This window comes from Klebsiella africana (genome assembly GCF_020526085.1).
GTDB lineage: Bacteria > Pseudomonadota > Gammaproteobacteria > Enterobacterales > Enterobacteriaceae > Klebsiella > Klebsiella africana.
Map to the genome: position 1 here is coordinate 2,986,811 of NZ_CP084874.1, position 13,936 is coordinate 3,000,746.

Sequence of the window (13,936 nt, forward strand, 5' to 3'; positions counted from 1 at the left end):
GCCAAATAGCCCCCTAACAGTGATGTTGCTATGAACGCCCGACAACAAAGTATTTTGCAAGTGGTCATCGATAAAGGCCGCATGAGCGTCGCCGATCTGGCGAAGATGACCGGTGTCTCAGAGGTCACTATTCGCCAGGACCTGAATCTGCTGGAGAAGCAGAGCTATCTGCGCCGCACCCATGGTTATGCCGTCCCGCTGGACAGCGAAGATGTCGAAACCCGCATGATGACTCATTTTGCCATTAAGCGTGAACTGGCCAGCCGGGCAGCGGCGCTGGTGAACGCTGGCGAAACCGTGTTTATCGAAAACGGTAGCAGCAACGCCCTGCTGGCGCGTACCCTGGCTGAACGGGGAGATATCACCATTATCACCGTCAGCAGCTATATTGCCCACCTGTTGAAAGAGACGCCAGGAGAGGTGATCCTGCTGGGCGGGATATACCAGAAACGCAGTGAGAGCATGGTGGGCCCCTTGACCCGCCAGTTCATTCAGCAGGTACATTTTAGTAAAGCCTTCATCGGGATCGATGGCTGGCAAGCAGACACCGGCTTTACCGGCCGCGATATGATGCGTGCGGATGTAGTAAACGCTGTGCTGGAAAAACATTGCGAGGCGATCATCCTCAGCGACAGCTCTAAATTCAGCGCGGTTCACCCCTATCCTCTGGGGCCTGCCGGCCGCTTTAATCGCGTTATCACCGACGATCGGCTGCCGGGCGCGTGCCGCGATCAGCTTATCCGTAGTGGTCTCCTCGTCGATATCGTCCCTCACACCTGACATTCTCTCGCCCCGCTCCACACCATAGCAGTGGACGGGGTGTTCTGACGCTCTGAGAGTATTCCGAGCCGTTAATTAAGACTTTTTACCTGACGATAAATTTTAAAAAAAGTAAAATTATTATTAGCGATATAACAGGAAGTGACTATCACCTGCGTGATTTTCGTGACACCTGCGCACCCTAACTTCATGGTATTGCCCTAAAGCTGCTATTTCAGGCTATGCTTAAAGGAGCGTTGTATCCATGAATAGATTATTCAGGAGAAAAAAATGATGACTTCAACGAGCAAAAAAATGGCTGCTGTCGTTCTGGCTGTCACTGTAGCAATGTCTCTGAGCGCTTGCTCTAACATGTCCAAACGCGATCGCAACACCGCAATCGGTGCTGGCGCGGGCGCCATCGGTGGGGCAGTGTTAACTGACGGTAGCGCGCTCGGTACCCTGGGCGGGGCAGCAGTCGGTGGTATTATTGGTCACCAGGTCGGCAAATAATATAATTACCTGACCAAATAAAAGAATAATTCACACGAATTGACTTACGCACGTAAAATGATTCAAGGCCGCGGCATTCACCGCGGCCTTGTTATTTGAGCAGAAGATTTAAATATTGCAGAAATAGTGCTCAACCGCCGGCTAACTTAACCTTCATCCCTTTCGCCTCAAGCAGCGATTTGAGTAAATCGCGTTTATCACCCTGGATTTCGATCACGCCATCTTTCACCGCGCCGCCACAACCACATTTCTTTTTCAGCTCTGCCGCCAGGGCCGTTAGCGCAGCATCATCGGCATCAATGCCGCTAATCAGGCAGACGCCTTTGCCCTTGCGACCGCTGGTCTGACGCTGGATACGTACAATGCCGTCTCCTTTAGGGCGCACTGGCGCCGGTTTTGCCTCGTCGATACGCCCGGATTCCGTGGAGTAAACCAGGCGGCTATTGGAATCGCTCATTATGCCTCCTTTGACAACGAGACGTTGATCGCCCGCAGCGTTGCGGCAGGATCGGCCGACTGCGTCACCGGACGACCAATCACCATATAATCCACCCCTGCTTGCTGGGCCTGCTCCGGGGTCATGATCCGCCGCTGATCGCCAGCGTCGCTGCCCTGCGGACGGATCCCCGGGGTCACCAGTTTAAACGCCTGCCCCAGTTCCTGTTTGAAGCGCACTGCCTCCTGAGCTGAACACACCACCCCGTCCAGACCGCAGCGCTGAGTAAGCGCTGCCAGCTTCGCCGCATAATCCGCCGGGGATAAGGTAATGCCCAGATCCTGTAGGTCGCTGGATTCCATGCTGGTGAGCACGGTGACAGCGATGAGCAGCGGCGCATCTTTTCCAAACGGCAGCAGCGCTTCCCGCGCGGCGGTCATCATTCGCGCCCCGCCGGAGGCATGGACATTCACCATCCATACGCCCAGCTCAGCCGCTGCGGCCACCGCACGGGCGGTAGTGTTAGGAATATCGTGAAACTTAAGGTCAAGGAATACCTCAAACCCGCGCTGGTGCAGCTCGCGTACGAACTGCGGCCCCAGCAGGGTGAACATCTCTTTACCCACCTTCAGACGGCAGTCGCGCGGGTCGATACGGTCGACAAAGGCCAGCGCTTTATCGCGATTGTCATAGTCGAGCGCAACCACTACGGGAGAGGAAGTGACAGCGCGGGAAGATGTGATAGCTGTAGACGTCATGACCAGACCTTAGTGTTGATGGGCGCCTGAGCGGCGCAAAAAAGGTAAACGGGCAGCATTCTACCTGTGATGCTAACAAAATGACAGGCCGCTGTATTTGCCCTGGTCAAACGATGGCGCTGCCGGGGTCACCAATCATAAAGTCGAAAAACCAATGAGGATGTTGTAACTAATGAATACTTTTTTTTTGACTCTATTGGCCATCGAGGCCGCGAATCGGTTTGATGGTTGCCCAGGAGCGGCAGGATGGGCAATGCCAGTAAAGAGTATGCGCCGTAAAGCCGCATTTCTGGCAGCGGTAACGCGGTTTGCTGCGCACCTGCTCACCAACCATGTTTCGCAGCACCCCAAGGCTTTCTTTCGCCCGCCCTTCTTCCGCTTCGTTGAGATGGTAGTCCATCAACTTATGGAAGACACGCATGGTCGGGTGGCGTTCCAGCTGGCGGGTCACATAATTTTGCGCCGCTTCGACCCCTTCCCGTTGCTCAAGAATTTGCGCCAGCATCAGTTCGGCAGTCGCCCCGGTGTTCTCTTCAACGCAGCGCCGCAGGAAAACTTCCCATTCATCGGCTTTACCGAGCTGCTGGTAGCAGGTCTGCAGCATCTCCAGCGTCTCGCCCACCAGCTCTTTATCCTGATCGATAACCCGCTCGAGGCTTTCCACCGCTTTGGCGTAATCACCCTTTTCCATCCACACCCGGCCCATCATGATCGACACCCGGGCGCTGGTGCGGTCAGCGGAGGCACCTTTTTTCAACAGGGCCATCGCTTTATCCAGATCGTTGGCCGCCATCTGCTGTAGGGCCAGCTCGCACCAGAAGTTGGCGATCTCGCCACGATGTTTCTCTTTACCCAGCTTCACCAGTCGTTCAGCCACTTCAATCGCCGACTGCCAGTCGCTCGTCGCCTGATAGATCTGCAGCAGTTGCTGCAGGGCGCCGAGACGAAAATCGGTCTCATCCACCAGCTGCTTAAACATGTCTTCCGCGCGATCGTACAACCCGGCGGCCATATAGTCGCGCCCCAGCTGCTGAACGGCCAGCAGGCGCTGATCGTAGGTTAACGATGCGCTTTCCATCAGGCTCTGGTGGATCCGAATCGCGCGGTCAACCTCGCCACGGGAACGGAACAGGTTACCGAGCGTCAGGTGCGCCTCGACGGTGCCGGTATCCTCTTTCAGCATATCAAGGAACAGGTCGACGGCCTTATCCTGCTGGTTACTGAGCAGGAAGTTTACCCCCGCCACGTAATCCCGTGACAGGCGGCTCGCATCGTCCTGTTTGGACTGTTGTGCACTTCTGCGGCCCATATACCAGCCGTAAGCGGCGGCAACGGGTAAAAGCAGAAACAACAACTCCAGCATAAGAGGTTATTCCTTCACGGCAGGCACGCCTGCGTCGGCAGCGGCCGGACTGACGGGGGCAATCTGATGCTCAAGACGCTTAATTTTACGCTCCGCGCGCGCTAGTGAGACACGCACCCGCAGCCAGAACAGGCCACAGATCAGCCAGCCGATGGCAAAGCCCGCGGCAAACAGCACCGCCAGCAGCGTCGATATGCGGAATTCACCCTGAGCGAGTAAATAGTTGAAAGTGACCTGTTGGTCATTCTGCGCCCCCAGCGTTACTGAAATGACGAAGATTGCTAACACCAGTAAGAAAATGAGTAAATATTTCACATGACTTCCCGTTATGTGGGTTGCGCGAAAAAAGCCCGCTTTCAGCCCTATAAAGTATCATTTTCGCCGCAGCGGTGGAATGAAAAAGCATGGCAACTCGTCAGGATATGCGGTCGGATGCCGCTAAAATCAACATTACTCTGCTTCGGTTGTCCGTTTTTTAATATCCTGCGCCTCTTCCCCGGGCGGTGAGAGCGGTCCGCAGAGACGCTGCGTCAGCCAGCAGGCCACGGTGACCAACAGCCAGGAGATCAGCGTAGCGACGATGAGATCCAGCGGCCAGTGCATGCCCAGCGCCAGGCGACTGCCCATCACCGCCGTCGCCCACACCAGCAGCACCGCGATCGTGCCCCAGCGCCGACGCGGCCACAGCAGCCCGGCGGCGAGCAACGCCCAGCTGGCGGCGAACATCGTGTGACCAGACGGGAAGGCAAACCCGGTCTCCTTCTGCCAGTGCTTGCGTAAAAAGGGCGGGATATCCTGCGCCTGTGCCAGCTGTTCATGCACCAGTTTAGCGCGTTCTTTGCGCTTCAACGCATAGAATTGCGTCACCGGCACCTGGCGTGTGTTTTCCAGCCAGATGACAAAGGGTCTCGGCTCCTGGACTCGCGCCTTGACCCAGGATTTCGCCCCCTGTCCCACCAGGATGGCGGCGGCGAGGATAAGGAACAGGATCAGCGCCGCGCGCAGGCGAAAGCGCAGACACCAGAGAAACCAGGCGCACAGCACAACATGCGTGATGATCCCCCATGGCTGGGTCACGGTTTCTGTCACCCACCACAGTATTTTCAGCCAGGCGACCGGCAGCCCTGGCTGCCACAGCCAGCCAGACAGCCAGACGGCAAGGGGCATGATCAGCAGCAGCGCCGCCGCGAGAGCGGTTCGTCGGGCAATTAACAGCATTTTCTCTCCTTCTCCTTGTAGATGAACATCATAGCGGAAACTGGTTCGTTTGTGCGCTTTCCACGCGGCTAACCGTTCGCGATTAGGAGAACGTCCCGGCCTTGTGGCAAAATAGCGGTAAACAGAAAGCACATTCAGGTGCTGACAGAATCTGGAGAATCACATGCAGCTTAAACGTGTGGCAGAAGCCAAACTGCCAACCCCCTGGGGCGATTTCCTGATGGTGGGTTTTGAAGAACTGGCAACCGGACAGGATCATGTCGCGCTGGTTTATGGCGATATTTCAGGGCAGACGCCCGTTCTGGCCCGAGTACATTCAGAATGCCTGACCGGCGATGCCCTGTTTAGCCTGCGCTGTGATTGCGGCTTTCAACTGGAGGCGGCCCTGTCGCATATCGCTGAAGAGGGCCGGGGGATCCTGCTCTATCATCGCCAGGAAGGACGTAACATCGGGTTATTGAATAAAATTCGCGCCTATGCGCTGCAGGACCAGGGCTATGACACCGTCGAGGCGAACCATCAGCTTGGCTTCGCCGCCGATGAGCGCGACTTCACCCTGTGCGCCGATATGTTCAAACTGCTCAACGTTGAGCAAGTGCGGTTATTAACCAATAACCCGAAAAAAGTGGAAATTCTTACCGAAGCCGGGATCAACATCGTGGAGCGCGTGCCGCTGATTGTCGGGCGCAACCCGAAAAACGCCCACTATCTGGACACCAAAGCCGCCAAGATGGGTCATCTGCTGAACAGCAAGCCGGCGGAATAAATCAGCGTAACCAAAGAGAAAGGGCCAGCGATGCTGGCCCTTTGCTTTACAGCATATTACGGATGACGTAGTGCAGGATGCCATCGTTGCGGTAGTAGGTCAGCTCGGTCGCAGTGTCGATACGGCACCGACACGGGATCACGTCCTGCGTGCCGTCAGCCCGCGTAACCGTGACCGGCACCGTCGCGCCAGGCTGAAGCGACTCCAGGTTGCTGATATCAATCCGCTCCTCCCCGGTCAACTGCAGCGTTTTACGGGTCACACCTTGCGGGAACTCCAGCGGCAAAATGCCCATTCCGATCAGGTTGGAACGATGGATACGTTCGAAGGATTCGGCGATCACCACCCGGATCCCCAGCAGGCGCGGCCCCTTGGCCGCCCAGTCACGGCTGGAACCTGACCCATACTCCTTGCCGGCGATCACCGCCAGCGGTATGCCTTCGGCTTTATACCGCATCGCCGCATCGTAAATCGCCACCGGTTCGCTATCCGGTAGATGGCGGGTCATCCCTCCTTCCACGCCCGGCACCATTTCGTTGCGAATGCGGATATTGGCGAAGGTGCCACGCATCATCACCTCATGGTTACCGCGACGGGAACCGTAGGAGTTAAAGTCACGCCGGGCAACCCCATGCTCCTGCAGATAGCGGCCTGCCGGACTATCGGCTTTGATACTCCCCGCCGGCGAAATGTGGTCAGTAGTTACTGAATCGCCCAGCATAGCGAGGATCCGTGCGCCGTGAATATCCTCCACCGGCTGCGGCTCGACGTCCATCTCGTCAAAGAACGGCGACAAGCGAATATAGGTGGAGTCCTCCTGCCAGTCATAAGTATCTGACGCGTCCACTTTGATTGCTTTCCACTCATCAGTACCGGAAAACACTTCCGCGTACTCTTTGCGGAACATCTCGGTGGAGACCTGTTCCACCGCGCGGGCAATCTCCTCCCCGCTCGGCCAGATATCTTTAAGATAAACCGGCTCGCCATTCTTACCCTGCCCCAACGGCTCGCGGGTGAGGTCGATATTCATGTTCCCCGCCAGGGCGTAAGCGACGACCAGCGGCGGGGAGGCCAGCCAGTTGGTTTTCACCAGCGGATGGATACGCCCTTCGAAGTTACGGTTACCGGAGAGCACCGCCCCAACGGTCAGATCGCCCTTTTTGATCGCCTCTTCGATCGGTTCCGGCAACGGACCGGAGTTACCGATACAGGTGGTACAGCCATATCCCACCAGATTAAAGCCGAGCTGGTCGAGGTAAGGCGTCAGGCCGGCATGAGCCAGATAATCTGACACGACTTTCGAGCCTGGAGCCAGAGACGCTTTTACCCACGGCTGCGGCTGCAGGCCACGTTCCACGGCTTTTTTCGCCAGCAGACCAGCGGCCATCAGCACGCTGGGGTTGGAGGTGTTCGTGCAGGAGGTGATGGCCGCAATGGCTACGGCGCCATCCGGCAGCGAGTAATGATGCCCGTTCAGCGTATAGTCTACCGGCTGACGCTGACGCTGAAGGTGGTTAACCTCCAGCTCGCCGCTGGCGGCAAAGGCTTTCGGCACATCGCCCAGCGCCACGCGATCTTGCGGCCGCTTCGGCCCGGCGAGGCTCGCCTCAACGCTGCCCATATCCAGTGCCAGGGTGCTGGTAAAGACCGGCTCATCGCCAGGCTGGCGCCACATGCCCTGCGCTTTGGCATAAGCTTCCACCAACGCGACCTGCTCTTCGCTACGGCCGCTGAGACGCATATAGCTGAGCGTCACGTCATCGATCGGGAAGAAGCCGCAGGTGGCGCCATACTCCGGCGCCATATTGGCGATGGTGGCGCGGTCGGCCAGGGGTAAGGTATCCAGCCCGTCGCCGTAAAATTCAACAAATTTGCCGACGACACCGTGCTGGCGCAGCATCTGGGTAACGGTCAGTACCAGATCAGTGGCGGTGATACCTTCACGCAGTTTACCGCTGAGTTTAAAGCCCACCACATCCGGGATCAGCATCGACACCGGCTGGCCCAGCATGGCGGCTTCCGCCTCAATCCCACCCACGCCCCAGCCAAGCACGCCGAGACCATTAATCATGGTGGTATGGGAGTCCGTACCTACCAGAGTATCCGGCCACGCCATCCACTTCCCATTCACCTCTTCGCTCCAGACGGCCCGACCGAGGTATTCGAGGTTGACCTGGTGACAAATACCGGTGCCCGGCGGCACGACGCTGAAGCGGCTGAAGGCCTGCTGTCCCCAGCGCAGGAAAGCATAGCGCTCGTGGTTACGCTCCATTTCCAGACGGACGTTATCTTCGAAGGCTTCGTCATCGCCGAAGCGGTCGACGGTCACCGAGTGGTCGATCACCAGGTCAACCGGCGACAGCGGATTCACTTTCGCGGTATCGCCGCCCAGGCGTTTCACCGCCTCGCGCATCGCGGCCAGATCCACCACCGCCGGCACGCCGGTAAAGTCCTGCATCAGGACGCGAGCCGGACGATAGGCAATCTCCCGGTCGGCATGGGCCTGTTGCAGCCAGCCGGCCAGGGCACGAATATCTTCTTCAGTTACCGAGTCACCGTCCTGCCAGCGCAGCAGGTTTTCCATCAGCACCTTCAGCGATTTGGGCAGCCGACTGATATCACCCAGCTCTTTTTCCGCTAACGGCAGACTGTAGTAGTGCCAGGTTTTCTCGTTGACCTGTAGCGTGTCCTTACTGGCTTCTCGTAGGGTTGACGACATAGCTCCTCCTTTATCTCAGGGATGGCATACCCTGATTCTCCTCAGGGTCTCCATTAAAGATAACACATACTGAGCATAACACTTTGATAACAACCCAAATTGCTAAATGCCGGGAGGGCGCAGGTCCTGGAACGGGAATTATCTTAATACCGGCGAAAAGGCACCAAAATAGTGCAACGAGGTGGTTAAAGGCGATATTGTATTAGTACATGAGGACAAAAAAAGAGCTAATCTGTCAGCGAGGGATGATTAGCTCTTATGAGTGGTTTCTGGTTGGATAAATCCCGCGGCAAAATATATTCTCCCTGTATTGCCGGTCACTAATTTTATATTACAGTTTCCTTTCACTGTCATAAAAATGACATGTATCTACAACGATGACCTACAGCTTTAGCTGACAATCCAGATGTTGCAGATGGTGAGCGCGATGATGCTCCAGAACATCGCCAGCCCTACCAACACTACGCCCCATACGCGACTACGCAGAACGGGATCGATTTCGGTTTTGTCATTCTCGTATGACATCGCCAGTTTCATGTAATCGATATTACTTATCATATTGTCACCACCAATTGCTCAAATCATCAGGTACAGATAAATCTTAATTATGGATAAAAGATTAATCCAGTGAATTTAGGCTTGATGGAATATATTTAACCGGTTATTTGATCGCGGCGGGCATAATGGCAAACGTGTTACCAGAATTTATTAATTTTGTGATTGGTTCGAGGTTTACGTCGTTAAATAAGGGCCATGATAGTTAATGGCACTCCCACAAGGAATGCCATTATTTTTATCAGGGTTATTTTTCCGGAAGTTTTATATCTTTGAACATCGCTTCAATATCTTCATTCGAACGCAACGCCACGGCGGTATCTACCACATCGCGGGTCAGATGAGGGGCAAAGCGTTGAATAAAATCATACATATAGCTGCGTAAAAAGGTACTGCGACGGAAACCAATTTTAGTGGTGCTGTGGCTGAAAATACCGTTCGCATCCAGCTTCACCAGATCCGGGTCCGAAACCGGGTCCACCGCCATGCTGGCGATCACCCCGACCCCAAGCCCCAGACGAACATAGGTCTTGATAACATCGGCGTCAGTGGCGGTAAAGACAATGCGTGGCGTCAGACCCGCACGATTAAACGCGGTGTCAAGTTCGGAACGGCCGGTAAAGCCAAAGGTGTAGGTCACCAGCGGGTACTGCGCCAGTTCCTCGATGGATACCGAGCCCTTCGTCGCCAGAGGATGCTCAGGCGTGACCACAATCGAGCGGTTCCAGTGATAGCACGGCAACATCACCAGATCGTCATACAGATGCAGCGCCTCGGTGGCGATAGCGAAGTCGGCATTACCTTTTGAGACCGCCTCCGCAATCTGGGTCGGCGAACCCTGATGCATATGCAGCGAGACGCGCGGATAACGCTCAATGAAGCCTTTGATCACCCCGGGTAATGCGTAGCGCGCCTGGGTATGGGTGGTCGCCACATACAGCGAGCCTTTATCAGGCCAGGTATGCTCCCCGGCGACAGATTTGATAGCGTCGACTTTCGACAATACCTCGCGGGCGATGCGGATGATCTCCTGCCCGGCCGGTGTCACCTGGGTTAAATGTTTGCCGCTGCGGGCAAAAATCTGGATGCCCAGCTCATCTTCCAGCATGCGGACCTGCTTACTGATGCCCGGCTGGGAGGTATAAAGCCCTTCGGCGGTGGATGAAACATTCAGGTTATGGTTAACCACCTCAACGATGTAGCGAAGCTGTTGTAGTTTCATGGCTGATATCCGTTTGCGCGTAAAATGAAGCCGCTTAATACACTTTACGTTCAGGCAACTTGTCGGCTGTGAAGACCCGGGTCTACCGGCAGTTGGCCATAGTGGCGCCGCAACGCATCCTGAAAGCGATGATGTATAAGACGTTTTAATAATAAAAAAGGGATTAACTATAACCACTATATCATTTATATCTACAGTGTATAGACACTAACGAAAAATAATATAGGTGGTTATAAGGGGCAAAAAACCCATGCGGAAGGGAGAAACGACACGGCAGAGATATCCGCTATCTCTGCCGGTCGGAGGAGCAGGAAAAGCGTGCTTTTCCTGCCCGAACGAACGCCATTATTTTTTAGCTTCCGTCCATTTACCGTCGATAAAGAAGGCTGACCAGCCGGTCGCTTTACCCTCTTTTTCGGAGGCAACATACTGCTGCTTCGTTTTACGGCTAAAACGTACCAGTGTTTTATTGCCTTCCGGATCCTGCTGCGGCGCATCGGCAAGATAGCGCAGTTTTTCCGGCAGACGATCGCGGAAGCGGTAAAGCTCCTCCACCAGCGGCGCACGCGTTTCCCGTGATTTCGGGAAGGTGTTGGCCGCCAGGAAGACACCCGCCGCCCCGTCACGCAGGACGAAATAAGCGTCAGACTTCTCGCACGGCAGCTCCGGCAGCGGGACCGGATCTTCCTTCGGCGGAGCCACTTCGCCATTGCGCAGGATCTTACGCGTGTTTTTACATTCGTCGTTGGTACAGGCCATGTACTTACCGAAACGCCCCATTTTCAGGTGCATTTCAGAACCGCACTTCTCGCACTCCACCACCGGGCCGTCATAGCCCTTGATGCGGAACTCGCCCTCTTCAATCTCATAGCCGTCGCAGGTCGGGTTATTACCACAGACGTGCAGTTTACGCTTGGGATCGATAAGGTAGCTGTCCATCGCCGTCCCGCACTTCTGGCAGCGACGTTTAGCACGCAGGGCGTTAGTTTCCGCGTCATCGCCTTCCAGTACGTTGAGGACTTCGTTTTCCGGCACCAGGTTGATGGTGGTTTTGCACCGCTCTTTCGGCGGCAGGGCATAACCCGAACAGCCGAGGAAAACGCCGGTGCTGGCGGTACGGATCCCCATTTTACGACCGCAGGTTGGGCAGTCGATGCTGGTAAGCACCATCGGGTTCGGCTGCATGCCGCCCTCTTCTGGATCTTTCTCTGCCGTCTCCAGCTGGGTGGTGAAATCGCCAAAGAAGTGGTTCAGCACCTCTTTCCACTCGGCCTGGTGGTTGGCCACCTGGTCGAGACGATCTTCCATCTGTGCGGTGAAGTCGTAGTTCATCAGATCGCGGAAGTTTTCTTCCAGCCGGTCGGTGACGATCTCGCCCATTTTCTCTGCGTAAAAACGCCGGTTTTCTACCCGCACGTAGCCACGATCCTGAATGGTCGAGATGATCGACGCGTAGGTCGACGGACGGCCGATGCCGCGTTTTTCCAGCTCTTTCACTAGCGAGGCTTCGCTGAAGCGCGCCGGCGGCTTGGTAAAGTGCTGCGCAGGCGTCAGCTCCACCAGGCTCAGGCGGTCGCCCTGTTTGACCACCGGCAGCGTCCGGTCTTCATCGCCCTTGCGCAGAGCCGGCATGACTTTTGTCCAGCCGTCGAAACGTAAGGTGCGACCGCGCGCTTTCAGTTTGAAATCACCCGCTGCCACGGTCAGCGTGGTGGAGTCGTATTGCGCCGGCGTCATCTGACAGGCGACAAACTGGCGCCAGATCAGCTGATAGAGCTTCTGCGCATCCGCTTCCATATCTTTCAGCGTTTCGGCCAGGACGTTCACGTCAGAAGGACGAATCGCTTCGTGCGCTTCCTGCGAGTTTTCTTTGCTGGCGTACTGGTTAGCGCTCTCCGGCAGATATTTTTTGCCAAAGTTGTCGCTGATATAGCCGCGAACCATGTTCAGCGCGTCCTGACTCAGGTTAGTAGAGTCCGTACGCATATAGGTAATGTGCCCCGCCTCATAGAGACGTTGAGCCATCATCATGGTCTTTTTCACGCCGAAACCGAGACGGGTGCTGGCCGCCTGCTGCAGCGTGGAGGTGATAAACGGCGCGCCCGGCTTGCTGCTGGTCGGTTTGTCTTCCCGCTCCAGCACGCTGTAGCTGGCTTTTTCCAGCAGCGATACCGCCGCCATGGTTTCATCACGGCTGACCGGACGGAACGGCTTATCGTCTTTATGGGTCACCTGCAGAGGCAGCGCGTCGCCGCCTGGCGTGGTGGTGCTGGCATCAACTTCCCAGTACTCTTCCGGGACGAACGCTTTAATTTCACGCTCACGCTCCACCACCAGGCGGACCGCAACGGACTGCACGCGCCCGGCAGAAAGACCACGGGCAATTTTCTTCCACAGCAGCGGCGAGACCATATAGCCCACCACGCGGTCCATAAAGCGGCGCGCCTGCTGGGCGTTAACCCGATCGATATTCAGTTCGCCCGGCTTTTCGAAGGCCTGACGAATCGCGTTTTTGGTGATCTCATTGAACACCACGCGGCTGTAACGCTGTTCATCGCCGCCGATCACTTCCCGCAGGTGCCAGGCAATGGCTTCCCCTTCGCGGTCAAGGTCGGTTGCGAGATATATGTGGTCAGCTTTTTCCGCCAACTGTTTGAGTTCTGAAACTACCTTTTCTTTACCCGGAAGTACTTCATAGTGCGCATTCCAGTCATGCCATGGGTCCACGCCCATGCGGTTAACCAGAGCGCCGCGTTCGTCCTTTTTAGGCTTTTTAGCCCCTTTGGTGGCGGTAGAGTCGGCGCTCTTTTTGGAAGCTGATCCACTGGTCGGCAAATCGCGGATATGACCGACGCTGGATTTCACCACGTAGTCATTACCCAGATACTTATTGATCGTTTTGGCTTTTGCCGGGGACTCAACGATAACGAGAGCTTTACCCATATTCACCTTTACCTAATTTGATTCATCCAGGAATACATCGCACATTCATACACCCTCCACTGGCGACTGCCTCATATGTTGCGGCACCGTCGGTGAATATCAACCCTGAACACCCGTTTCATTTCCGTAAAACCAGGCGCTTGAGTTTGCTGACTTTTTCTCGTCAGGTGACATAGCACGAAGAATTTTTGGCCGAATGTCAAGCAAATCTGTTGCCAGATCGCCGAAAGCGTCACACTGTACCTGATAAAATTCGTTACGCAACTTTATTAGCATGCAAAAGCAAATCCCGCCAGTAAACGGCTGTTTCTCCACTGGTTACGATTACCCCTGTTTTGTCCATGGAAAATTTGCCCCACGCCGCTGCGCGGCGTACACTACGCGCGGAGAAAAAGAGGAGTCCGTTATGCAAGGTACAACCCAACCAATCGATCGCCAGACGCTGCTCGAAAAAGCCAACAAACTTATTCGTGAACATGAGGATACGTTAGCCGGTATCGAAGCCACCGACGTCGTTCAGCGCAACAATGTCCTGGTGTTTAGCGGTGAGTTTTATCTTGATGAGCAGGGACTACCGACGCCGAAGAGTACAGCGGTATTTAACATGTTTAAGTATCTCGCTCACGAGCTGTCGGACAAGTACCACCTGGTCGATTAAGACCGGTGAAAACAATAACGCGAGGC

At 55.5% G+C, this 13,936-nt stretch carries 13 protein-coding genes; 4 read left to right on the forward strand and 9 right to left on the reverse strand.

Annotated elements, in window-relative coordinates; all coding sequences use genetic code 11:
- The first annotated feature begins 30 nt into the window (after positions 1 to 30).
- Together yciT and osmB are read left to right on the forward strand one after the other, a co-directional pair.
- Positions 31 to 780: a DNA-binding transcriptional regulator YciT gene (gene yciT, locus LGL98_RS14580; RefSeq protein WP_136034883.1), complete on the forward strand. Its 750-nt coding sequence runs from the start codon at positions 31 to 33 to the stop codon at positions 778 to 780.
- Between the two features lie 273 nt (positions 781 to 1,053).
- A complete protein-coding gene (gene osmB / locus LGL98_RS14585; protein WP_002901783.1) occupies positions 1,054 to 1,272 on the forward strand; it encodes an osmotically-inducible lipoprotein OsmB in 219 nt (72 codons plus the stop codon).
- A 130-nt stretch (positions 1,273 to 1,402) separates the two neighbouring features.
- Here osmB and yciH read toward each other — a convergent pair whose 3' ends face one another.
- From yciH to pgpB, 5 genes are all read right to left on the reverse strand, one after another.
- The gene (gene yciH / locus LGL98_RS14590; RefSeq protein WP_025714310.1) at positions 1,403 to 1,729 is read right to left on the reverse strand and encodes a stress response translation initiation inhibitor YciH; all 327 of its coding nucleotides are present in this window, start codon (positions 1,727 to 1,729) and stop codon (positions 1,403 to 1,405) included.
- On the reverse strand, positions 1,729 to 2,466 hold the full coding sequence (gene pyrF, locus LGL98_RS14595) for an orotidine-5'-phosphate decarboxylase (protein WP_136034884.1): 738 nt from the start codon (positions 2,464 to 2,466) through the stop codon (positions 1,729 to 1,731). Before pyrF ends, yciH begins: the two co-directional genes overlap by 1 nt.
- A gap of 193 nt (positions 2,467 to 2,659) precedes the next feature.
- Positions 2,660 to 3,829: a lipopolysaccharide assembly protein LapB gene (gene lapB, locus LGL98_RS14600; RefSeq protein ID WP_136034886.1), complete on the reverse strand. Its 1,170-nt coding sequence runs from the start codon at positions 3,827 to 3,829 to the stop codon at positions 2,660 to 2,662.
- Between the two features lie 6 nt (positions 3,830 to 3,835).
- Positions 3,836 to 4,144 carry a LapA family protein gene (locus LGL98_RS14605; RefSeq protein WP_061154905.1) on the reverse strand — a complete coding sequence of 103 codons (309 nt, stop codon included), beginning with the start codon at positions 4,142 to 4,144 and terminating at the stop codon, positions 3,836 to 3,838.
- Positions 4,145 to 4,279: 135 nt separating this feature from the next.
- Complete coding sequence (gene pgpB, locus LGL98_RS14610) at positions 4,280 to 5,047, reverse strand: phosphatidylglycerophosphatase B (RefSeq protein ID WP_136034888.1); 768 nt, start codon at positions 5,045 to 5,047, stop codon at positions 4,280 to 4,282.
- A 163-nt stretch (positions 5,048 to 5,210) separates the two neighbouring features.
- Here pgpB and ribA point away from each other — a divergent pair, with 163 nt between their 5' ends.
- A complete protein-coding gene (ribA, locus tag LGL98_RS14615; protein WP_025714305.1) occupies positions 5,211 to 5,813 on the forward strand; it encodes a GTP cyclohydrolase II in 603 nt (200 codons plus the stop codon).
- A gap of 46 nt (positions 5,814 to 5,859) precedes the next feature.
- Here the strand turns inward: ribA and acnA are convergent, their stop codons facing one another.
- From acnA to topA, 4 genes are all read right to left on the reverse strand, one after another.
- Positions 5,860 to 8,532, reverse strand: a complete 2,673-nt coding sequence (acnA, locus tag LGL98_RS14620) for an aconitate hydratase AcnA (RefSeq protein WP_136034890.1) — start codon at positions 8,530 to 8,532, stop codon at positions 5,860 to 5,862.
- 390 nt (positions 8,533 to 8,922) lie between these two features.
- A complete protein-coding gene (locus LGL98_RS14625; protein WP_002901776.1) occupies positions 8,923 to 9,090 on the reverse strand; it encodes a YmiA family putative membrane protein in 168 nt (55 codons plus the stop codon).
- A gap of 244 nt (positions 9,091 to 9,334) precedes the next feature.
- Positions 9,335 to 10,309 carry an HTH-type transcriptional regulator CysB gene (gene cysB / locus LGL98_RS14630; RefSeq protein WP_002901772.1) on the reverse strand — a complete coding sequence of 325 codons (975 nt, stop codon included), beginning with the start codon at positions 10,307 to 10,309 and terminating at the stop codon, positions 9,335 to 9,337.
- A 345-nt stretch (positions 10,310 to 10,654) separates the two neighbouring features.
- Positions 10,655 to 13,252, reverse strand: a complete 2,598-nt coding sequence (gene topA, locus LGL98_RS14635; RefSeq protein ID WP_136034892.1) for a type I DNA topoisomerase — start codon at positions 13,250 to 13,252, stop codon at positions 10,655 to 10,657.
- Positions 13,253 to 13,658: 406 nt separating this feature from the next.
- Here topA and LGL98_RS14640 point away from each other — a divergent pair, with 406 nt between their 5' ends.
- A complete protein-coding gene (locus LGL98_RS14640; RefSeq protein WP_002901761.1) occupies positions 13,659 to 13,910 on the forward strand; it encodes a YciN family protein in 252 nt (83 codons plus the stop codon).
- Positions 13,911 to 13,936: the final 26 nt, after the last annotated feature.

Excerpts from the sequence above, each read along its gene's own strand:
- yciT (WP_136034883.1), top strand. The coding sequence starts at position 31 with ATGAACGCCCGACAACAAAGTATTTTGCAAGTGGTCATCGATAAAGGC.
- osmB (WP_002901783.1), top strand. The coding sequence starts at position 1,054 with ATGACTTCAACGAGCAAAAAAATGGCTGCTGTCGTTCTGGCTGTCACT.
- yciH (WP_025714310.1), bottom strand. The coding sequence starts at position 1,729 with ATGAGCGATTCCAATAGCCGCCTGGTTTACTCCACGGAATCCGGGCGT.
- pyrF (WP_136034884.1), bottom strand. The coding sequence starts at position 2,466 with ATGACGTCTACAGCTATCACATCTTCCCGCGCTGTCACTTCCTCTCCC.
- lapB (WP_136034886.1), bottom strand. The coding sequence starts at position 3,829 with ATGCTGGAGTTGTTGTTTCTGCTTTTACCCGTTGCCGCCGCTTACGGC.
- pgpB (WP_136034888.1), bottom strand. The coding sequence starts at position 5,047 with ATGCTGTTAATTGCCCGACGAACCGCTCTCGCGGCGGCGCTGCTGCTG.
- ribA (WP_025714305.1), top strand. The coding sequence starts at position 5,211 with ATGCAGCTTAAACGTGTGGCAGAAGCCAAACTGCCAACCCCCTGGGGC.
- acnA (WP_136034890.1), bottom strand. The coding sequence starts at position 8,532 with ATGTCGTCAACCCTACGAGAAGCCAGTAAGGACACGCTACAGGTCAAC.
- LGL98_RS14625 (WP_002901776.1), bottom strand. The coding sequence starts at position 9,090 with ATGATAAGTAATATCGATTACATGAAACTGGCGATGTCATACGAGAAT.
- cysB (WP_002901772.1), bottom strand. The coding sequence starts at position 10,309 with ATGAAACTACAACAGCTTCGCTACATCGTTGAGGTGGTTAACCATAAC.
- topA (WP_136034892.1), bottom strand. The coding sequence starts at position 13,252 with ATGGGTAAAGCTCTCGTTATCGTTGAGTCCCCGGCAAAAGCCAAAACG.
- LGL98_RS14640 (WP_002901761.1), top strand. The coding sequence starts at position 13,659 with ATGCAAGGTACAACCCAACCAATCGATCGCCAGACGCTGCTCGAAAAA.